We start from the raw sequence: 18,792 nt of genomic DNA, 5'->3' as shown, positions 1-18,792 counted from the left end.
CGTCATGCAGCACGAAAAAACCGGACCCCTGGTCCGGTTTTTTTATCGCTTCGAATCATGCGGCGGCATGCTCCGCCGCGTCAGTTGCCGACATGATGACTCGGCATGTCGATGAGGCCATGTACCGTCATCAGATGCGCCAGGCTGAGCACATGGTCCACGTGCAGCTTCTCCATCAGTCGCTGCTTGTAGGTGGAGACGGTCTTCGGACTCAGGTTGAGCTGCTCGCCGATGATCGTCAGCGGCTTGCCGCGCACCAGCATCATCGCCACTTCGAGTTCGCGACTGGACAAGACATCGAACGGCGAGGCACTGCCATCGAGCGTAGCCAGCGCAAGCTGCTGGGCGACGGCCGGGGCAAGGTAACGCCGGCCGCCGGCCACCTGACGCACGGCGGACACCAGCTCGTCGGCGCTGCACCCTTTGGTCAGGTAACCGAGCGCGCCGGCGTCGAGCAGGCGCTTGGGGAAACGCGCGTCGTCGACCACCGTCACGATGACGACATGCGTGGGCAGTTTCGAACGACACACGCGCTCGGTGAGTTCGATGCCGCTCATGCCCGGCATGTGCACGTCGACCAGGGCAATGTCCGGCGCCAGCGTCCGGATCAACTGCAGGCCCTCTTCGGCGCTGCCTGCCTCGCCGCCGACCTTTATGTCCGGCTGTTGCTGCAAGATCATCCGAAAACCGGTACGAACCAGCTCGTGATCGTCCACCAGGACCACATTGATCACTTGACGCCCTCCTTGGTTGGGCTGCATGAAATTAGGTCGCACGGCGCCCCTTTGCAAGCGGTTGTCGTGCGGCAGGGAAAGCCGGCCAGCGACGGCCGCACCAGGCGCGATATAGGCATCTGGTCCAGCATCGCTCAGGCCACCGGCGTATGGACGGCCTCGCTCTCGCCTTCGTCGACGCCGGCACGACGCACAGCACCATCATGAAAATCGTCCCGGGCATTTTCGCGCGAACCCGGCGCGCAGGGCACTGGTACTCGCCTTGGGCCAGCCCCGAGCTCCCGCTTCAACAAAATCGCCATCATGGACAGCCCCCCCGCCACGAAGAATCTGACAGCGACAAGACCGGTCATTCGGCTCCCCTTCGTCGCCTGGCGCACTGTGTCATGGTCCCAACGCTCGATATGTCGGCCGGCGCCTACGCCCGCTGTACGCAAGGTGCTGTGATGCCTGCACGAATTGCCGACGTTCATCACCTTCTTCTGCTGCTTCGGATGCCGCCGGCCGACGCACACCCTTTTCCGTTCACGTATCACGGCACGCAAAAAAACCTTCAATCCGTGATTTTGTGTTGCGGCCTCGGGCACGTCTGTCGAAGCCATCCGCATGTAGCCCAGGAGGCAGTCCCGAGTCGGTGCTCATGCAACCCGCAAAGCACGGCCTGAAAAGCACCGCCCATCCGCCACCCGCGCAGCGCTCAACCGCGTCGTTCAGTGCTTCCGTCTCGCCTGCGCATTTTCGAGCGGGCCAGTGGGAATGATGGGGCATGGCTTGTGGCGAGGACGCCCGCAGCCCGCCCCGCGCAGGAACGAAGGGACACGGCCCTTCATGAAAGCCCCAGAGCCCTGGCCGCTGAAAAGGGATGAAGGTGGCCTGCCACTGGTGAGCAGCGCTGAACATTTGCCCCGCGACACCGGTCCGACCCTGGGTCGTGGCGGCCACCAAAGAGGTTATGCGCCCGATGCCGGCGATGCCTGGCGGCGCGGTGCCGGCGCTGGACATGCAGCGTGACACCCGACCGCAACACCGTGAGACCTGCGTGACAGAGGTGTCGCCTTACGAAAAAGGGTAGCGTGGAAGCTACCCTGGATCGTTGGTCTACATGGATCGTGATTGGTGCCCAAGAGGGGACTCGAACCCCTACGACTTGCGTCGCTACCACCTCAAGGTAGTGCGTCTACCAGTTCCGCCACCTGGGCAGGTGTGTTGCTCAGTGTTTCGCCGGCGGCTCAGTGGCTGCCGGCAGTTCGCCCTGACCCTGGGTCGGGGCGGGAGTTGCCGCCGGTACCGCAGCCGGAACGGCATGGTTCGTCGTCGCGGGAACCGCCGATGGCACTTCCGTACCAGCCGCAGGTGCGGCCGGAGTCGGCTTGCCGGCCGCGGGTTTGTCGGCAAGTGCGGCCATCACGCCGAGATCTTCCGTATTGGCATGCGGCGCGCCGTTGCCATGCAGGTAGATACCCATGCCGAGGCTGAGCAGGAAGAACAGGCCTGCCAGGACACCGGTGGCACGGGTGAGGAACGTGGCCGAGCCGCGTGCACCGAACACCGTGGCCGAAGCGCCGCCGCCAAAGCCCGAGCCGGCATCGGCGCCAGCGCCGTTCTGCAGCAGGATCAGCACGATCATCGCTGCAGCGATCAGGATGTAGAACACGCTGAAAATGACGAACATAAGGTTTCTATCGAGCCTGTGGCGCCTGATGCGCCGCGGCGCAGATTCCAAGGAAGTCGGATGCGGCCAGGGAGGCCCCGCCGATCAGCCCTCCATCCACGTCCGCCTGCGCGAACAATTCCGCGGCATTGGCCGCCTTGACGCTACCGCCGTAAAGCAGTCGGGTCAGACGGGCAATCATAACATCTTCTTTTTCCAGTTGGCTACGAATGAAGGCGTGCACCTGCTGTGCCTGCTCCGGACTGGCGGTGTGGCCGGTACCGATGGCCCAGACCGGCTCGTAGGCAATCACCGCCGTATCGAAACTGGCCACGCCGTTGGTCGCCAGTACGGCCTGCAGCTGCCGGGCGATCACCGCCTCGGTTTCGCCGGCTTCACGCTGTTCCAGCGTTTCGCCCAGGCACAGGATCGGCGTCAGGCCGCCGGCGCGAGCCGCGGCGAACTTGCGCGCCACCAGTTCGTCGCTTTCGCCATGGTACTGGCGCCGCTCGGAATGGCCGACCAGCACCCATTGCGCGCCGACGTCCGCCAGCATCGCGGCAGAGACTTCGCCGGTATACGCGCCCTGCCCCTCGTGCTCGCTGACATCCTGGGCGCCGATGCCCAGGCTGGAGTCGGCATACTGCCGGGCCAGCTCGGCCACATAGGGAAACGGTGGAAATACCGCCACCTCGACGCCGTCCGGCACGCCGGCGGCGATGTCGGCCATCAAGGCTTTGGCCATCGAACGGCTGCCGTGCATTTTCCAGTTGCCGGCGACGAGTTTCTTGCGCATGGGGCGGCTTCCGCTGCGGTCAAAACCGCAAGCTTACCGACGGTCCAGGAGATGGGCAAACCGCCGGAACGGGCCTGTGCCACTGGCGCCGCCCTGGCGAGCCGGTCAAGAATGACGATTCGCCACGTGGAACGCCGCATGACGCCGACTCGTCCGCTCAGCCTGATCACCGGGGCCTCTTCGGGCATCGGCACCGAATTTGCCCGGCAACTCGCGGCGCTCGGCCACAACCTGGCGCTGACTGCGCGCCGCACCGACCGACTGGAAGCCCTCGCTGCCGAACTTCGTGAACGGCATGCCGCACAGGTCACCGTGCTGCCGCACGACCTGGCCGATCCGGCCACGCCGCAGATACTGTGCGACGAACTGGACCGGCGCGGGCTGCAGGTGGACTGGCTGCTCAACAATGCCGGCTACGGCGTACCCGGCACCTTCGTCGCCAACGACTGGACAACCCATGCGCAGTTCCTGCAGGTGCTGCTGGCGGCGCCGACCGAACTGACCTGGCGGCTGCTGCCGGGCATGCGCCAACGTGGTTACGGCCGCGTGATCAACGTCGCCTCGCTGGCCGGACACGTTCCCGGCCCGGCCGGGCACACCCTGTACGCCGCCAGCAAGGCCTACCTCATCAAATTCTCGCAGTCGCTGGCGCTGGAGAACCACGCCGCCGGCGTGCACGTCTGCGCGCTGTGCCCGGGCTTCACCTGGTCGGAATTCCACGATGTCACCGGCACCCGCGACAAGATGAACCGGCTGCCCGGCTTCCTGTGGCTGAGCGCCGAAGAAGTGGTACGCCAGGGCATCGCCGCCGTCGAGCGCGGCGAGGCGGTGTACATCCCGGGGCGGGTCAACCGCGCCATCAAGACGCTGGTGCAGTTGCTGCCGGACCGACTGGCCATGCGGCTTTCGGCGCGCGAATCGAGGCGCTACCGGAACACCTCGATCTAGGCTGTGCGTCCCCTTCCGCAAACATCATCCACGACTTCCCACAAGCGCCGACCCATGTCCCTGTTTCCGACCCAGATGCGCCCGCTGCCCTACCGCAAGCCCGTCGAGGGGCGCGACTACTGGGTGATGGACGAGGCGCTGCCGAACGTCGGTGAGGTACGCACGCGCTGTCTGGCCAGGACCGACTGGGAAATGGGCTATCCGTACACTGGCGAAGTCTGGCCGGGCATGCGCGCCAGCCCCGCCCTGCTGGATGACGAACTGGCCATGCTGGAGGCGCAGGTGCGCCGGCTTACCGGTGCGAAGAAGCTGTGGGTCGAGCAGACCGAGGCCGGCATCCGGCTCAACCACAACTGCGTGCAGGTGGTCGGCGCGGTCGAGGGTGCGGTCAAGCCACATACCGATTCATCGCACCTGTGCCGCTACGCCGCCGTGTTGTACCTCAACCCCGACGTGCCCGACCACTGCGGCACCAGCTTCTTCCGCCAGCGCATGCCCGGCGGCCAGCTCGGCGGCAACATCGTGCTGCCGCCGCACCGCAACCTGGCCGAAGCATTGGGCAACCGCTTCGTGCAGCCGAACGCGTTTGTCGAGGACGTGCGCGTGGCGCACCGCTGCAACCGGCTGCTGCTCTACAAGGCCAACCTGATCCACAGCGCCAGCGCGTACTGGGGTCTGGAGGGTACCGCCAGCAAGCGCATGACCGCCGTGTTCTTCTGGATGGCGTGACTGCCGACCCGGTTTCGCCAGGCTCTCCCGAACCCCGCATCCCGGCTCAGATCAGCTTGATCTCACGCAGGCGCTGCAGCAGGTACTCGTGCGAGGTGATCGAGCTGTCGTAGCGGCGCGGATTGTCCGGCGTGATGCACGAATCAAGCGGGTCCAGCACCACGTCCGGGTTCGGATGCAGGAAGAACGGCACCGAGTAGCGCGGCTTGCGCGCGTTCTCGTTCTTCGGGTTGACCACCCGGTGCGTGGTGGACGGGTACACGTGGTTGCTGAGCCGCTGCAGCATGTCGCCGATGTTCACCACGATGGCGTCGCCCTCGGTGGTGATCGGCAGCCACTCGCCCTCGCGGGTGAGCACTTCGAGACCTTCCGCGCTGGCGCCGACCAGCAGCGTGATGAAGTTGATGTCTTCGTGCGCGCCGGCACGCACGTTCGGGATGTTCTCCTCGGTGATCGGCGGGTAGTGGATCGGCCGCAGGATCGAGTTGCCGAGGTCGGTCTTGTCCTCGAAGAAGTTCTCCGCCTCGCCGATGTGCAGCGCCAACGCGCGCAGCACGCGGGTACCGAGCTGGTCCAGCGCCTCGTACAGGCCGTAGCCGTACTGCCTGAAGTCCGGCACTTCGCTGGGCCAGACATTCGGCGGCATCACGTCGGCGAACTTCGAATCGCGCGGGATCTCGCGGCCGATGTGCCAGAACTCCTTGAGGTCGGCGTACTGGCTGTCCTTGGCGGTCTCCACCTTGAACGGGGTGTAGCCGCGCGCGCCGCCGCTGCCGGCGACGTGATACTTCATCTTGGTTTCGGTGGGCAACGCGAAGAAACGCCGGAACGCGTCGTAGGAGCCGTCGATCAGCTCGCGCGCGATGCCGTGGCCGCTGATGCAGCAGAAGCCGAATTCGCGGTAGGCCGCGCCGATCTCGGCGACGAAGGCGTCGCGATCGGTGTCGTAGCGGCGGATGTCGAGGGTGGGAACATTCTTCATGGCTGTAGTCACCAGGTTGGGCGTGCGGTCGATTCATCCGCCACCGCAGAGGGCGGGGCACGTCGGGCCAATCCATGGCGACCCGGTACAACTACAGGTTCACGAGCGTTCGGCGGCGGATTTTACCGTTCCTGCCAGCCTTTCCGCCAACTGCTGCACTTCCGCCGCATCGGCGCCCTCGACGGTGACCCGCACCAGCGGCTCGGTGCCGGAGGCGCGCAGCACCACCCGGCCGCGACCTTGCAAGGCGTGTTCCACCTCGGCCAACGCCTGCTGCACTTCCTCGTCGGCCAACGCCCGGCGGGCGCCCTCGGCGCGCACGTTCAGCATCACCTGCGGCAGTTTGCGCAGGCCCTGCCGCGCAGTGGCCAGGTCCTCGCCCGAATGCGCCAGCGCTTCCAGCACGGCCAGCGCGGCCACGATGCCGTCGCCGGTGGTGGCACGGTCCAGGCACAGGATGTGGCCGGACGTCTCGCCGCCCAGCATGCCGCCACGCTCGTGCAACAGCTGCAGCACGTAGCGGTCGCCCACGTTGGCGCGGATCAGCGGCACGTCCAGCGCGGCCAGCGCCTGCTGCAGGCCGTAGTTGCTCATCAGGGTGCCGACCACCGGCCCTTGCAGTTTCCCCTGCACATGCCAGCTGCGCGCCAGCACGTAGAGGATGTCATCACCGTCGGCCAGCACGCCGTGGCGGTCGACCAGTTGCACGCGGTCGCCGTCACCGTCGAAGGCGATGCCGAGGTCGGCGCCCTGCGCCAGCACGGCCTGCTGCAGCGCCTGCGGGTGGGTCGAGCCGACCTCACGGTTGATGTTGAAGCCGTCCGGCTTGTCGCCGATGGCGATCACCGCGGCGCCCAGCTCGGCGAACACCTTCGGCGCGACCTGGTAGGTGGCGCCATTGGCGCAGTCCAGCACCACTTTCAGGCCGTTGAGGTTGAAGTCGCCGGCGACCGTGCTCTTGCAGAACTCCGCGTAGCGGGTCGCCGCATCGTCGATGCGGTGGGCCTTGCCCAACTGCTCGGAGGGCACAGTGACGAAGGGTGCGTCGATCTCCGCCTCGATCGCCTCCTCCATCGCGTCGCTGAGCTTCTCGCCGTGGGCGGAGAAGAACTTGATGCCGTTGTCGTGGTGCGGGTTGTGCGAGGCGCTGATCACGATGCCGGCCTCGGCGCGCAGCGAGCGGGTGAGGAAGGCCACCGCCGGCGTCGGCATCGGCCCGAGCATGCGCACGTCCACGCCGGCGGAGACCAGCCCGGCCTCCAGCGCGGCTTCGAACATGTAGCCGGAAATGCGGGTGTCCTTGCCGATCAGCACGCCACGCCGCGCGGTGCCCTGCCGCCCGAGCACCGCGCCCAGCGCGCGGCCGAGGCGCAGCATGAACTCGGCATTGATCGGCCACACGCCCACCGTGCCGCGGATGCCGTCCGTGCCGAAATACTTGTGCTGGATCATGCGTATCGTCTCCCGGTGGACTGCCGCCGGGCGGCCCGGCCCTGCAGTCCGTTGTCCCGTCGTGCCCGATGGTCGTGATGTTCAGTCGTCGTCGGGCCAGCGCGGTACGGCTGGGGCGGGATCACGGCGAGGCGCTTCGTCACCGGCATGCACACCTTGCCACACCGCCAGGGCGTCCACCGTGATGGCCACGTCGTGCACGCGCAGCAGGCGCGCACCGCGTTGCGCCGCGATCAACGCGGCAGCCACGGAGCCTGCGCCGCGCTCGGCCGGCGTCCGGCGGCCGGTCAGCTCGCCGATCATGGACTTGCGCGACAGCCCCGCATAGACGCCGCTGCCGAGGTCAGCGAAGCGTTCCAGCGCACGCAGCAGCGCCAGGTTGTGCTGCAGCGTCTTGCCGAAGCCGAAACCCGGGTCGACCATCACCTTGCGCCGGTCGATCCCGGCCAGTTCGCAGGCGAACAGCCGGTCGGCGAGGAAGCGGTGCACTTCGCCGACCACGTCGTCGTAGTGCGGCTCGGCCTGCATGCTGCGCGGCCCGCCCTGCATGTGCATCAGGCACACCGGCACGCCCAGCTCGGCCGCGGCCTCCATCGCGCCGTCGCGGCGCAGCGCGTACACGTCGTTGATCATGCCGGCGCCGGCGGCCACCGCCGCGCGCATCACCTGCGGCTTGGAGGTGTCGATCGCGATCGGCAGCGTGGTGCGCGCGACCAGTTGCTCGATCACCGGCAGCACCCGGCGCAGTTCCTCCTCGACCGGCACGTCGGCGGCGCCGGGACGGGTCGACTCGCCGCCGACGTCGATCATGTCGGCGCCCTCCTCCGCCAGGCGCAGGCCGTGCGCCACGGCCGCTTCCACGCTGTCGTGCGTGCCGCCGTCGGAGAACGAATCGGGGGTGACGTTGAGGATGCCGACCACCCGTGCACGGTCGAGCCGCAACGGGCGCCCGGCGCAATCCAGCACCGGCGCAAACAGATCGTTCGACATGCTCATGACCTCGTCAATGTCCGGAAACGGCACTCAGGCTTCGATCCTGCCGCCCAGTTCGCCCATGTAGCGGCGATAATGGCGCAGCTCGGCGATGGAATCGCGGATGTCCGACAGCGCGGTGTGCGCCGATTCCTTGCCGACGCTCTTGGCGATCTCCGGCGCCCAGCGCCGGGCCAGTTCCTTGAGCGTGGAGACGTCCAGGTTGCGGTAGTGGAAGTAGCGCTCCAGCCGCGGCATCTGCCGGTGCAGGAAACGGCGATCCTGGCAGATCGAGTTGCCGCACATCGGCGACTTGCCCGGCGGCACCCACGTGCGCAGGAAATCCACCGTGGCCTGCTCGGCCATCGCGTGGTCGGTTTCCGATATCAGCACCTGCCGCCACAACCCCGACTTGTGGTGCTGATTGGAGTTCCAGCTGTCCATCGACTCCAGCCGGTCGATCTCGTGGCGTATCGCGAACACCGGCCCTTCGGCCAGCACGTTCAGTTCCTTGTCGGTGACAATCGTGGCGATCTCCAGGATCGAGTCGTTGTCGGTGTCGAGGCCGGTCATCTCCAGATCGATCCAGATCAGGTTGTCTTCGTGGGCTTGGCTCATGGGCTCTCCTTGTGCGCCGCAGTTTATCAGCCTTGCCAGCATGCGATGATCCGTTCCATGCAGACCTTCTTCTGGCATGACTACGAAACCTCCGGCGCCGACCCGCGGCGCGACCGTCCGCTGCAGTTCGCCGGTATCCGCACCAGCATGGAACTGGAGATCATCGGCGAGCCGGTGATGTTCTACGGCAAGCCGTCGCTGGAGATGCCGCCGCACCCCGACGCCTGCCTGATCACCGGCATCACCCCGCAGCAGGCCGAGCGTGAAGGCGTCAGCGAGGCCGAATTCGCCGCCCGCGTGCACGAGCAGCTGGCTGCGCCGGGCACCTGCGGCGTGGGCTACAACTCGCTGCGCTTTGACGACGAATTCACCCGGCAGATGCTTTACCGCAACTTCTACGAGCCGTACGGCCGCGAGTGGGAGAACGGCAACTCGCGCTGGGACCTGATCGACCTGGTGCGCCTGTGCCAGGCGCTGCGGCCCGAAGGCATCGTCTGGCCGACTCGCGAGGACGGTTCGCCCAGCTTCAAGCTGGAACACCTGGCCGGTGCGAACCAACTCACCCAGGAGCGCGCCCACGATGCCTTGTCGGACGTCCATGCGCTGATCGGGCTGGCCCGGCTGATCCGCGTGCGCCAGCCGCGGCTGTGGGACTGGTACTACGGACTGCGCCGCAAGCAGAAGGTGTTCGAGCTGCTCGACGTGGTGAACATGACGCCACTGGTGCACGTCTCCTCGCGCTACCCGGCCAACCGCCATTGCCTGGCCGTGATCGCGCCGCTGGCGCCGCATCCCAGCCGCCCCGGCGAGGTGATCGTGTACGACCTCGCCACCGACCCGGCCGCATGGCTGGCGCTGGACGAGGACGAGATCGCCGACCGCATCTTCACCGCACGCGCCGACCTGCCCGAGGACGTCGAACGCATCCCGCTGCGCACCGTGCGCGCGAACCACGCGCCGGCGCTGGCGCCGCTGTCGGTGCTGCAGGGCGTGGACCTGCAGCGACTGCGACTGGACCTGGCCCGCTGCCAGGCCCACCGCGACGTGTTGCACGCCGTCGACGGACTGGCCGAGAAACTGCGCCGCGTGTTCCAGCGCGCCGCCGAACTGACGCCGCCGGAAGACCCCGAACTGGCCTTGTACGGCGGCGGCTTCCTTCCCGATGCCGACAAGCGCCTGCTCGCCCAGGTCCGTGCCACGCCGCCGCAGGAACTGGGCACGCGCGCGTTCCCGTTCCGCGACCCGCGGTATCCGGAACTGCTGTTCCGCTACCGCGCACGCAACTGGCCCGAGACGCTGGACGCCGACGAACGCGCGCGCTGGGAAAGCTTCCGCCAGGCACGCCTCACCCGGCACACGCCGCTGACCGGCCTCACCCTCGACGACTATTTCGCCCGCCTCGATGAGCTGCGCCACGATCCGCAGGTGCAGCACAAGCTGGCCCTGCTCGACCAGTTGCAGGCCTGGGGCGAACAACTCGCCGTCAGCGTCGAACCCCTCTGATCCAACCCACCCGATCCGTCCTCAAGACCCACCATGCCCCAGAGCTATTTCACCCCCGCCACCTTCCGCTTCCTGCGCGCCGTCGGGCGCAACAACAACCGCGATTGGTTCCACGCGCACAAGGACGACTACGAGCGCCACGTGCGCGAACCGTTCCTGCAGCTGATCACCGACCTGCAGGCGCCGCTGGCAAAGATCAGCCCGCACTACCGCGCCGATCCGCGCAAGAACGGCGGCTCGCTGTACCGCATCTACCGCGACACCCGCTACTCCAACAACAAGCTGCCGTACAAGTCGTGGCAGGGCTCGCGTTTCTTCCACCAGCGCCGGCACGAGATCCAGGCACCGGGGTTCTACCTGCACATCGAACCCGGCGAGTGCTTCGCCGGTGGCGGCATGTGGCACCCGGAACCGGAGGCGCTGAAGCACATCCGCGAATTCCTGGTCGACAACCCGGCCGCGTGGAAGCGCGCCACGCAGGGCAAGGCGTTCCGCGAGCACCTGCAGCTGGGCGGCGAATCGCTGGTGCGCCCGCCGCGCGGCTACGACCCCGCGCACGAGCTGATCGAAGACCTCAAGCGCAAGGACTTCGTCGCCACCACCGCGTTCGATGAAGCGCTGGCCTGTTCGGAAGAACTGCTGCCGTGGACGGTGGCCACGTTCAAGCGCGTCGCGCCACTAGTCGACTACCTGTGCGCAGCGCAGGAACTGGAGTTCTAGGCAGGAACTGCCGCGCGCCGTGCGGTCAGCAGCCAGGCTGCCACGGCGATACCGATCACGGCGGTGAACGCCACGTAGTGCGCCGGTGCGAGCACGCCGAACCGCCTCATCAGCAGGCCGATCAGCGGCGGCGTCAATCCGCCGAACAACGCATAGGCGACGTTGTACGAGAACGACAGGCCGGAGAAACGCACCGCTGGCGGAAACGCCACCACCATCAACGTTGGCACCACGCCGACCACGCCCACGGCGAAACCCGCCAGCGCGTACAGCGCGACGAAGTGCGCGGCGCCGGCCTGCAGGTCGAAGTACAACGCGTAACCGCACGCCAGCAAGCCGATCGCGCCCGCCAGCAGCGCCTGCGCGTAGCCGAGGCGGTCAGTCAGCCAGCCGTAGAAGAGGCAGCCCAGCGCCAGCGCGAACGAAGCCACGCTGTTGCCGAGGAATGCGCGCGCCGGCGCCACATGGAACACCGACTGCGCCAGCGTCGGCGTCATCAGGATCAGTACCACGATCGCCGCGGTGAGCATCCAGGTCACCAGCATCGACAGCAGCACGCCGGGCAGGTGCCGTTCGAATACCTGCCGCAACGGCAGGCCCGCGGCCAGTTCCCTGCGCGCGTGCATCGCCTCGAACACCGGCGTCTCGCTGAGCCAGCGGCGCAGCCATACCGCGAAGAAGCCGAATACGCCGCCGGCCAGGAACGGCAGCCGCCAGCCGTGATCGAGCACCTCGGCCGGGGTCATCCGGCTGTTGATTGCCGCGGCCACCAGCGAGCCGATCAGGATGCCCACGGTAAGCCCCGAAGTGAGACTGGCGCAGGCGAAGCCGATCCGCTTCGGCGGCACGTGCTCGGCCACGAACACCCACGCGCCGGGCACCTCGCCGCCCACCGCGATGCCCTGCACCACCCGCAGCAACAGCAGCAACAGCGGCGCCAGCAGGCCGATCTGCGCGTACACCGGCAACAGGCCGATGGCCAGGGTCGGCACCGCCATCAGGAACACGCTGAGGGTGAACATCCGCTTGCGCCCCAGCGTGTCGCCGTAGTGCGCCATCACGATGCCGCCCAGCGGCCGCGCCAGATATCCGGCGGCGAAAATCCCGAACACCTGCAACTGGGCCAGCCACGGCGCCGTGTCGGGCGGAAAGAACAGATGGCTCAGCGGAATCGCGAAGAACACGAACACCACGAAGTCGTAGAACTCCAGTGCGCCGCCCAGCGCGGACAGCAGCAGGGTCTTCACGTCGCGTGGACGCAGACGCTCGTGGTCGGCTACGGACGGCGCATTCATCAACGGACGGGTCCCCGCGGCGGAAGGCGCGCCACCTTACCGCAGATCGCTCCGGGTGCGCCGGCTACGACGGCATCCGGCATGGCGGGCGGCACTGGGGTGTGCTTGACTTGGCACGCCATGCGCTGCCGCAGCATGCGCATGGGCACGCCGGGCATCTCCTTCCCTTCGCAGCAGGAGTCTCCACGATGAACATGAGCAAGCGACTCGGTGCCGAGTTCTTCGGCACGTTCTGGTTGGTGTTTGGTGGTTGCGGCAGTGCGATCTTCGCGGCAGCGTTCCCGGAACTGGGCATCGGTTTCGCCGGCGTGGCGCTGGCCTTCGGCCTCACCGTGCTGACCATGGTCTATGCGGTCGGGCACATCTCCGGCGGGCACTTCAACCCGGCAGTCACCGTGGGCCTGTGCGCCGGTGGCCGTTTCCCGGCGAAGGACGTGGTGCCCTACGTGGTGATCCAGGTGCTCGGCGCGATCGCCGCCGGTGCCGTGCTGTACATCATCGCCAGCGGCAAGGCCGGCTTTGACGTGACCGCCGGCAGCTTCGCCTCCAACGGCTACGGCGAGCACTCGCCCGACCACTACTCGCTGCACGCGGCGATCGTGGCCGAGCTGGTGCTCACCGCGTTCTTCCTGGTCGTGATCCACGGCGCCACCGACAAGCGCGCGCCGGCCGGTTTCGCCGGCATCGCGATCGGCCTGGCGCTGACCCTGATCCACCTGGTCGGCATCCCGATCACCAACACCTCGGTCAACCCGGCCCGCTCGACCGGCGTGGCGCTGTTCCACGGTGGCTGGGCGATCGACCAGTTGTGGGTGTTCTGGCTGGTGCCGCTGATCGGCGGCATCGTCGGCGGACTGATCTACCGCTACCTGCTGGAAAGCCGCGACTGATCCGCGTCCGACCCCGCCACCCGGCGGGGTCGTTGTCTTCAAGCTTCGGAAAAGGGATACGCCAGCACGTCGGCGATCGCATCGGTGTCGGCCAGGCACATCAGCAGGCGCTCCACGCCCAGCGCCACGCCGGCGCAGTCGGGCAGCGCGTCGAGCACGCCGAGCAGGCGCTCGTCGAGCGGGAGCTCGCGCAGGCCACGCGCGCGGCGCACCGCGTTGTCGCGTTCGAAGCGCGCGCGCTGTTCGGCTGCATCGTTCAACTCGTGATAGCCGTTGGCCAGTTCGTAGGGCCCCAGGTACAGCTCGAAGCGCTCGGCCAGCGGCGGCTCGCCGGGGCGGATCCTCGCCAGCGCGCACTGGCTGGCCGGGTAGTCGTGGATCACCGTGATGCGGTCGCGCGGGAACACCGGCTGCAGCCGGTGCGTGATCAAAAGGTCGAGCCAGTCATCGTGGCCCAACCCTTCCGGGCCGATGCCGAACTCCGCCAGTGGTGCGCGCAACTCGTCGATCGAGGCATGCGCCGGGTCGATGCCCAGTTCGTCCAGGAACAGCTGCCGGTAACTCGTCACCAACACCTCGGCGCGCCGTTCCACCATCGCCAGCGCGGCCTCGACCAGCGCGATGGCTTCCTGCATCAGCCGGCGATGATCCCAGCCGACCCGGTACCACTCCAGCATGGTGAACTCGGGGTTGTGCCGCCCGCCCGCCTCGCCGTTGCGGAACACCCGACCCAGTTCGTAGCAGTCACCGATGCCGGCCGCGAGCAGCCGCTTCAGCGGATACTCCGGCGAGGTGCGCAGCCAGCGCTCGCGCGCGCCGGCGTCGACATGGCCGCTGAAACTGGTGCTGAAGCTCTCGATATTCGGCTCGGTATTGCCGGCCGCCGACAAGATCGGCGTCTCCACCTCCAGCACCTGGCGTTCGGCGAAGTACGCACGCACCAGTGCGTACAGCCGCGCACGCAGTTGCAGTGCGGCAAGTGGTTCGACGCCCATCAAGCTGCCTCGTGTTTGCCGAGCAGGGCCAGCAGCTGCGCTTCGTCCCACACCGGCACGCCCAGCTCCTGCGCCTTGTCCAGCTTGGAGCCGGCGGCCTCACCGGCGACTACCACGCTGGTCTTCTTCGACACCGAGCCGGAGACCTTGGCGCCCAGCGCTTCGAGCCGGTCCTTCGCCTCGTCGCGGCTGAGCGAGGCCAGCGTGCCGGTGAGCACGAAGGTCTGCCCTTCCAGCGGCGCCGTCGCCGCTTTCGCCGTGTTCGGGATGGCTGCAAGCAGGCGCTGCATCGCCGCCTCGGCCTCGCGCAACCCGGCCAGGGCGGCCGGATCGGCAAGGTGGTCTTGCAGGCTGGTCGCCGCCGCCTGCGGCACGCCGGCGGTGATCCAGTGCGCCGGCCCGCCGGCCAGCAACCGGTCCAGCGTGGGGAAATGCTGCGCCAGCAAGGTGCAGCTCTTCGGGCCGAGCTTGTTGATGCTGGCCATGCCCAGCAGCACGCCGAGGTCCAGGCGTTCGCGCAGCTGCGGCGACGGCGCGCCTTCGTCGCTGAAGGTAATGCCGGCTTCGAGCAGCGCGTCGACCACCTGCTCGTTGCCTGCCTGCGCGAAGAAGCCGGCGATCGAGGTCGCCACTTCGCTGCCGATGTCCGGCAGCACGCGCAGCACCGGCGCCGGCGTGCTGCGCACGAAATCGAGCCGGCCCAGCCACGCCGCCAGCGTCTTCGCCGTGCTCTCGCCGATATGCATGATGCCCAACGCATACAGGAAACGCGCCAGCGTGGTGTGCTTGCTGGCCTCGATTCCGGCCACCAGGTTTTCTGCCCACTTGGTCGCCACCTTGCCGGCCTTCACCGTCTCCGGCGTGGTGCCGTCGCGCTCGTCGATGCGGCGCTTCATGTCAACGAAATCGTCCACGCCCAGGCCGTACAGGTCGGCCGGCGAGTGCACGATATCGAGCTCCACCAGCGCCTCGGCAAAGCGCTCGCCCAGTCCCTCGATGTCCATCGCGCGGCGCGAGGCGAAGTGGATCAGCGCCTCCTTGCGTTGCGCGGCACAGACCAGTCCGCCCGAGCAGCGCCACGCGGCGGCGCCCTCCTCGCGCAGCAGCGCGGAGCCGCATACCGGGCAACGCGTGGGCATATGCCAGGGGCGCGCGTGCGGCGGCCGCAGTTCGGGCATCACCCGCACCACCTCCGGGATCACGTCGCCGGCGCGACGCACGATCACGCTGTCGCCCACGCGCACGTCCAGTCGCGCCACCTGGTCGGCGTTGTGCAGCGTGGCGTTGGTGACGGTGACGCCGCCCACCTGCACCGGCGCCAGCCGCGCCACCGGAGTGGCCGCGCCAGTGCGGCCGATCTGGATCTCGATCGCCTCGACCGTGGTGGTCTGCTCCTGTGCCGGGAACTTGTGCGCGATGGCCCAGCGCGGCGCGCGCGAGACGAAGCCCATCGCGCGCTGGCCGGCGTAGTCGTCGAGCTTGTAGACCACGCCGTCGATGTCGTACGGCAGGCTGTCGCGCTTCGCGCCGATGCGCCGGAAGTACGCGATCAGGCCGTCGAAACCGTGTGCGATGTCCACTTCCGGTGACACCGGGAAACCCCACTCGCGCAGTTGCCGCAACGTGGCCGAATGGGTCGGCGGCAGCTCGCCGCCCTTCACCTCGCCCACCGCGTAGGCGAAGAAACTCAGCCGCCGCTTCGCGGTGACCGCCGGGTCGAGCTGGCGCAGCGAGCCGGCGGCGCCGTTGCGCGGATTCGCCAACGGCTTCTCGCCGTGCTTGCGGGCATAGGCGTTGAACGCCTCGAAATCCTTGTGCAGCATGACCACTTCGCCGCGCACTTCGAGCACGTCGGGCCAGCCCGTGCCGCGCAGCTTCAGAGGTATGGCGCGAACGGTGCGCAGGTTGGCGGTCACGTCCTCGCCGGTCTCGCCGTCGCCGCGGGTGGCGCCCTGCACGAAGACGCCGTGTTCGTAGCGCAGGCTGATCGCCAGGCCGTCGAGTTTCGGTTCCACCGAGAAAACGGGCTGGGTCCGTTTCGTCGTCTGCTCGATGCGGCGCTCGAACTCGGCCACTTCATGAAAACGTTCGCGATCCGACTCGCCGTCCTGCTCGAACGCATTGCCCAGCGACAGCATCGGGATCGCGTGGCGCACCTCGGCGAAGCCGCCGCGCGCGCGCGCGCCGACCTTGCGCGTGGGCGAATCGGGCGAGGCCAGCGCGGGATGCTCGGCCTCCAGCGCCTCGAGTTCGCGCATCAGCCGGTCGTACTCGGCGTCGGTGATGTCCGGGTCGTCGAGCACGTGGTAGCGGTAGTTGGCCTGCTCGATCTGCGCCCGCAGCGCGGCGGCGCGGGCGACAGTCTCGGCCGGGGCCGGGCGTTCGGTCATGCGGGTCTCCTTCGGATCTCCCCGCAGTTTAACGACACCGGCGCGTGCTGCGGCCTCAGCGGTGGAAGTGCCCGGCCGCTTCCGGCTGGTAGGCGATCTCCAGCACCTTCAGGCGGCGCTTGCGGCCGTCCGGGGTGGGCCAGTCGATCTGCTGGTCGCGCGCCAGCCCGAGCAACGCACTGCCCACCGGCGCCAGGATCGACACCGTACCGGGCGCGCCTGCGCCCGCCGGGTAGACCAGGGTCAGGGTCAGCTTCTCGCCGTTGCTCTCGTCCTCGAAGGTGACGGTGGAGTTCATCGTCACGATGTGCCCGGGCATCGCCGCCGGCTCGACCACCTCGGCGCGATCCAGCTCCGCGCGCAACGCGTCGAGCTTGTCGGCCTCGGCGGCCGGCAGACGTTCCAACAACGCTTCGATGCGTTCCAGGTCGATGCGGGAAACGGTGATCGGTGGCTTGCTCATGGCTTTTCCTGGTACTCGCGGCTCCTGCCGCACAAAAGCGCACGCCGGAACGAAGTCGCCCCGGCGCGCGTGGTTGTCGATGGCCTTGATGCCCATATGGGCATGACTGGCAGGTGAAACAAGGCCAACTGTGCGGATACTGCCGACGAAAATCAAGCTTTCACAGCGGTTACCATGCCGGAAATGCCTTCCCATACCGCCGCGGATACCCACGCCGTCGCCGCCGATGCTCCTGCACCAGAAGCTGGTGGAGCCGAAGGCCTGTCCGCGATGTCCACGCGCGAGCGCTTCCGCGGGCTGCTGTGGCTGGTCGCCGCTGCCTTCTTCATGCAGTCGCTGGATTCCACCGTGGTCAACACCGCGGTGCCGGCGATGGCCGACGCGCTGCAGGTCACCCCGTTGGGCATGCGCACCGCACTGACCAGCTACGTGCTGACCCTGGCGGTCCTGATCCCGGCCAGCCCGTGGTTGTGCGACCGCTTCGGCACGCGGCGGGTGTTCGGCGCGGCGATCGTGGTGTTCGGCCTGGGCTCGCTGCTGTGCGGCATCGCGCAAACGCTGCCGCAGCTGGTCGCCGCGCGCGTGGTGCAGGGCATCGGCGGCGCCGCGCTGATGCCGGTGGGCCGCTACGTGCTGGTGCGCAGCATCGACAAGCGCGAGTTCGTGCGGGCGATGAGCACGGTGGCCACCTTCGGCCTGCTCGGTTCGGTGCTGGGGCCGCTGCTGGGCGGCGCCATCGTGGAGTTCGCCTCGTGGCGGCTGATCTTCCTGATCAACGTGCCGGTGGCGATCGCCGGCGTGTGGATGAACCGGCGCGACATGCCCGACTACCGGCTCGACCGCGCGAACCGTTTCGACCTGCCCGGTTTCCTGCTGTTTGCCGCCGCCTCGGCCCTGCTGCTCACCGCCTCGGAGTTGGCCGGCAGTGCGCCGGTGCCGTGGCTGCAGATGGGCCTGTGCACGCTGGTTGCCGTGCTGCTCGGTGCGGTCTACGTGTGGCACAGCCGGCGCACCCGCCATCCGGTGGCGGACCTGGCCCTGCTGAAGGTGCGCAGCGTATGGGTATCGCTGGCCGGCGGGCTGTTCACCCGGCTCGGCATCTCCGGCATGTTCCTGCTGCTGGTGCTGTTCCTGCAGGTCGGCTGCGGCTGGTCGCCGCTGATGGCCGGCCTGATGATGGTGCCGCAGGCGCTGGGCTCGATCATCGCGAAATGGGCGGTCAACCGCGCCCTGGTGCACTACGGTTACCGCCGCCTGCTGCTGGGCAACACGCTGATCGTGGCCGCGCTGCTGGCCACGTTCGCCCTGCTTGGCCCGGGCTCGCCGGTGTGGGTGATCGCGTTGCTGACGTTCGCCTACGGCGCCTTTGCCGGCTTGCAATACACCACGATGAACACGCTGATCTACACCGACCTCGACATCAGGCACGCTTCGATGGCCTCGTCGATGGCCTCGACCGTGCAATACCTCGCGATGAGCTTCGGCATCGCACTGTCCACCTTGCTGATGGAAGCGATGCTGCAAGGGCACGCCCATGAAGATTACGTGGTGGCATTCCGCTGGACGATGATCCTGCTGGCGGCGATCACCGCGCTGGCCAGCCGCGTGTTCAGCCGCCTGCGGCATGATCGCCCGTTGCCCGGCGCTGCATGAC

General features: G+C 67.9%; 18 protein-coding genes and 1 tRNA gene. 6 read left to right on the top strand and 13 right to left on the bottom strand.

The annotated features are described in order from the left end of the window. Positions 1–80 precede the first annotated feature (80 nt). From R5H19_RS09025 to tpiA, 5 genes are all read right to left on the bottom strand, one after another. Complete coding sequence (locus R5H19_RS09025) at positions 81–734, bottom strand: response regulator (RefSeq protein WP_318158657.1); 654 nt, start codon at positions 732–734, stop codon at positions 81–83. Between the two features lie 134 nt (positions 735–868). Next, the gene (locus R5H19_RS09020; protein ID WP_318158656.1) at positions 869–1,336 is read right to left on the bottom strand and encodes a hypothetical protein; all 468 of its coding nucleotides are present in this window, start codon (positions 1,334–1,336) and stop codon (positions 869–871) included. A 512-nt stretch (positions 1,337–1,848) separates the two neighbouring features. Further along, positions 1,849–1,933: transfer RNA gene (locus R5H19_RS09015), tRNA-Leu, on the bottom strand. Positions 1,934–1,944: 11 nt separating this feature from the next. Further along, positions 1,945–2,406, bottom strand: a complete 462-nt coding sequence (gene secG / locus R5H19_RS09010; protein WP_318158655.1) for a preprotein translocase subunit SecG — start codon at positions 2,404–2,406, stop codon at positions 1,945–1,947. A gap of 7 nt (positions 2,407–2,413) precedes the next feature. Further along, on the bottom strand, positions 2,414–3,181 hold the full coding sequence (gene tpiA, locus R5H19_RS09005) for a triose-phosphate isomerase (RefSeq protein ID WP_318158654.1): 768 nt from the start codon (positions 3,179–3,181) through the stop codon (positions 2,414–2,416). A 138-nt stretch (positions 3,182–3,319) separates the two neighbouring features. Here tpiA and R5H19_RS09000 point away from each other — a divergent pair, with 138 nt between their 5' ends. Then, a complete protein-coding gene (locus R5H19_RS09000) occupies positions 3,320–4,129 on the top strand; it encodes an SDR family oxidoreductase (RefSeq protein ID WP_318158653.1) in 810 nt (269 codons plus the stop codon). A gap of 54 nt (positions 4,130–4,183) precedes the next feature. Further along, complete coding sequence (locus R5H19_RS08995; protein ID WP_318158652.1) at positions 4,184–4,858, top strand: DUF6445 family protein; 675 nt, start codon at positions 4,184–4,186, stop codon at positions 4,856–4,858. A gap of 46 nt (positions 4,859–4,904) precedes the next feature. Here R5H19_RS08995 and R5H19_RS08990 read toward each other — a convergent pair whose 3' ends face one another. The 4 genes from R5H19_RS08990 to orn all read right to left on the bottom strand — a co-directional run bounded on the left by R5H19_RS08990 (position 4,905) and on the right by orn (position 8,882). Next, positions 4,905–5,840, bottom strand: coding sequence for a 2-oxoglutarate and iron-dependent oxygenase domain-containing protein (locus R5H19_RS08990; RefSeq protein WP_318158651.1), 936 nt, complete (start codon positions 5,838–5,840; stop codon positions 4,905–4,907). 99 nt (positions 5,841–5,939) lie between these two features. Next, complete coding sequence (glmM, locus tag R5H19_RS08985; protein WP_318158650.1) at positions 5,940–7,292, bottom strand: phosphoglucosamine mutase; 1,353 nt, start codon at positions 7,290–7,292, stop codon at positions 5,940–5,942. Between the two features lie 81 nt (positions 7,293–7,373). Next, the gene (folP, locus tag R5H19_RS08980; protein ID WP_318158649.1) at positions 7,374–8,288 is read right to left on the bottom strand and encodes a dihydropteroate synthase; all 915 of its coding nucleotides are present in this window, start codon (positions 8,286–8,288) and stop codon (positions 7,374–7,376) included. 27 nt (positions 8,289–8,315) lie between these two features. Further along, complete coding sequence (gene orn / locus R5H19_RS08975; RefSeq protein WP_318158648.1) at positions 8,316–8,882, bottom strand: oligoribonuclease; 567 nt, start codon at positions 8,880–8,882, stop codon at positions 8,316–8,318. Positions 8,883–8,939: 57 nt separating this feature from the next. Here orn and sbcB point away from each other — a divergent pair, with 57 nt between their 5' ends. Together sbcB and R5H19_RS08965 are read left to right on the top strand one after the other, a co-directional pair. Next, the gene (gene sbcB, locus R5H19_RS08970; RefSeq protein ID WP_318158647.1) at positions 8,940–10,385 is read left to right on the top strand and encodes an exodeoxyribonuclease I; all 1,446 of its coding nucleotides are present in this window, start codon (positions 8,940–8,942) and stop codon (positions 10,383–10,385) included. A gap of 33 nt (positions 10,386–10,418) precedes the next feature. Beyond that, on the top strand, positions 10,419–11,105 hold the full coding sequence (locus R5H19_RS08965) for a DUF2461 domain-containing protein (RefSeq protein WP_318158646.1): 687 nt from the start codon (positions 10,419–10,421) through the stop codon (positions 11,103–11,105). Here R5H19_RS08965 and R5H19_RS08960 read toward each other — a convergent pair. After that, on the bottom strand, positions 11,102–12,400 hold the full coding sequence (locus tag R5H19_RS08960; RefSeq protein WP_318158645.1) for an MFS transporter: 1,299 nt from the start codon (positions 12,398–12,400) through the stop codon (positions 11,102–11,104). The genes R5H19_RS08965 and R5H19_RS08960 overlap by 4 nt on opposite strands. Positions 12,401–12,588: 188 nt before the next feature. On the opposite strand from R5H19_RS08960, the gene aqpZ reads away from it, so the two are divergent. Beyond that, positions 12,589–13,290, top strand: a complete 702-nt coding sequence (gene aqpZ / locus R5H19_RS08955) for an aquaporin Z (RefSeq protein WP_318158644.1) — start codon at positions 12,589–12,591, stop codon at positions 13,288–13,290. A 38-nt stretch (positions 13,291–13,328) separates the two neighbouring features. Here aqpZ and epmA read toward each other — a convergent pair whose 3' ends face one another. The 3 genes from epmA to rnk are packed head-to-tail and all read right to left on the bottom strand — an operon-like array spanning position 13,329 to position 17,138. Then, positions 13,329–14,285 (bottom strand): EF-P lysine aminoacylase EpmA, encoded by a 957-nt coding sequence (epmA, locus tag R5H19_RS08950; RefSeq protein WP_318158643.1) that lies wholly within the window; start codon positions 14,283–14,285, stop codon positions 13,329–13,331. After that, positions 14,285–16,675, bottom strand: a complete 2,391-nt coding sequence (gene ligA / locus R5H19_RS08945; protein ID WP_318158642.1) for an NAD-dependent DNA ligase LigA — start codon at positions 16,673–16,675, stop codon at positions 14,285–14,287. Before ligA ends, epmA begins: the two co-directional genes overlap by 1 nt. Positions 16,676–16,730: 55 nt before the next feature. Continuing rightward, a complete protein-coding gene (rnk, locus tag R5H19_RS08940) occupies positions 16,731–17,138 on the bottom strand; it encodes a nucleoside diphosphate kinase regulator (protein ID WP_318158641.1) in 408 nt (135 codons plus the stop codon). A 270-nt stretch (positions 17,139–17,408) separates the two neighbouring features. Here rnk and R5H19_RS08935 point away from each other — a divergent pair, with 270 nt between their 5' ends. Continuing rightward, positions 17,409–18,791 (top strand): MFS transporter, encoded by a 1,383-nt coding sequence (locus tag R5H19_RS08935; RefSeq protein WP_318158949.1) that lies wholly within the window; start codon positions 17,409–17,411, stop codon positions 18,789–18,791. Position 18,792 lies beyond the last annotated feature (1 nt).

Source organism: Rhodanobacter sp. KK11 (assembly GCF_033345435.1).
Taxonomy (GTDB): Bacteria; Pseudomonadota; Gammaproteobacteria; order Xanthomonadales; family Rhodanobacteraceae; genus Rhodanobacter.
The sequence above is the reverse complement of the archived record's forward strand: the minus strand, read 5'-3'. Positions and strand labels throughout refer to the sequence as shown.

Excerpts from the sequence above, each read along its gene's own strand:
- R5H19_RS08965 (WP_318158646.1), top strand. The coding sequence starts at position 10,419 with ATGCCCCAGAGCTATTTCACCCCCGCCACCTTCCGCTTCCTGCGCGCC.
- R5H19_RS08960 (WP_318158645.1), bottom strand. The coding sequence starts at position 12,400 with ATGAATGCGCCGTCCGTAGCCGACCACGAGCGTCTGCGTCCACGCGAC.
- orn (WP_318158648.1), bottom strand. The coding sequence starts at position 8,882 with ATGAGCCAAGCCCACGAAGACAACCTGATCTGGATCGATCTGGAGATG.
- epmA (WP_318158643.1), bottom strand. The coding sequence starts at position 14,285 with ATGGGCGTCGAACCACTTGCCGCACTGCAACTGCGTGCGCGGCTGTAC.
- glmM (WP_318158650.1), bottom strand. The coding sequence starts at position 7,292 with ATGATCCAGCACAAGTATTTCGGCACGGACGGCATCCGCGGCACGGTG.
- aqpZ (WP_318158644.1), top strand. The coding sequence starts at position 12,589 with ATGAACATGAGCAAGCGACTCGGTGCCGAGTTCTTCGGCACGTTCTGG.
- R5H19_RS08990 (WP_318158651.1), bottom strand. The coding sequence starts at position 5,840 with ATGAAGAATGTTCCCACCCTCGACATCCGCCGCTACGACACCGATCGC.
- tpiA (WP_318158654.1), bottom strand. The coding sequence starts at position 3,181 with ATGCGCAAGAAACTCGTCGCCGGCAACTGGAAAATGCACGGCAGCCGT.
- R5H19_RS08935 (WP_318158949.1), top strand. The coding sequence starts at position 17,409 with ATGTCCACGCGCGAGCGCTTCCGCGGGCTGCTGTGGCTGGTCGCCGCT.
- rnk (WP_318158641.1), bottom strand. The coding sequence starts at position 17,138 with ATGAGCAAGCCACCGATCACCGTTTCCCGCATCGACCTGGAACGCATC.
- R5H19_RS08995 (WP_318158652.1), top strand. The coding sequence starts at position 4,184 with ATGTCCCTGTTTCCGACCCAGATGCGCCCGCTGCCCTACCGCAAGCCC.
- R5H19_RS09020 (WP_318158656.1), bottom strand. The coding sequence starts at position 1,336 with ATGGCTTCGACAGACGTGCCCGAGGCCGCAACACAAAATCACGGATTG.
- ligA (WP_318158642.1), bottom strand. The coding sequence starts at position 16,675 with ATGACCGAACGCCCGGCCCCGGCCGAGACTGTCGCCCGCGCCGCCGCG.
- folP (WP_318158649.1), bottom strand. The coding sequence starts at position 8,288 with ATGAGCATGTCGAACGATCTGTTTGCGCCGGTGCTGGATTGCGCCGGG.
- R5H19_RS09000 (WP_318158653.1), top strand. The coding sequence starts at position 3,320 with ATGACGCCGACTCGTCCGCTCAGCCTGATCACCGGGGCCTCTTCGGGC.
- sbcB (WP_318158647.1), top strand. The coding sequence starts at position 8,940 with ATGCAGACCTTCTTCTGGCATGACTACGAAACCTCCGGCGCCGACCCG.
- secG (WP_318158655.1), bottom strand. The coding sequence starts at position 2,406 with ATGTTCGTCATTTTCAGCGTGTTCTACATCCTGATCGCTGCAGCGATG.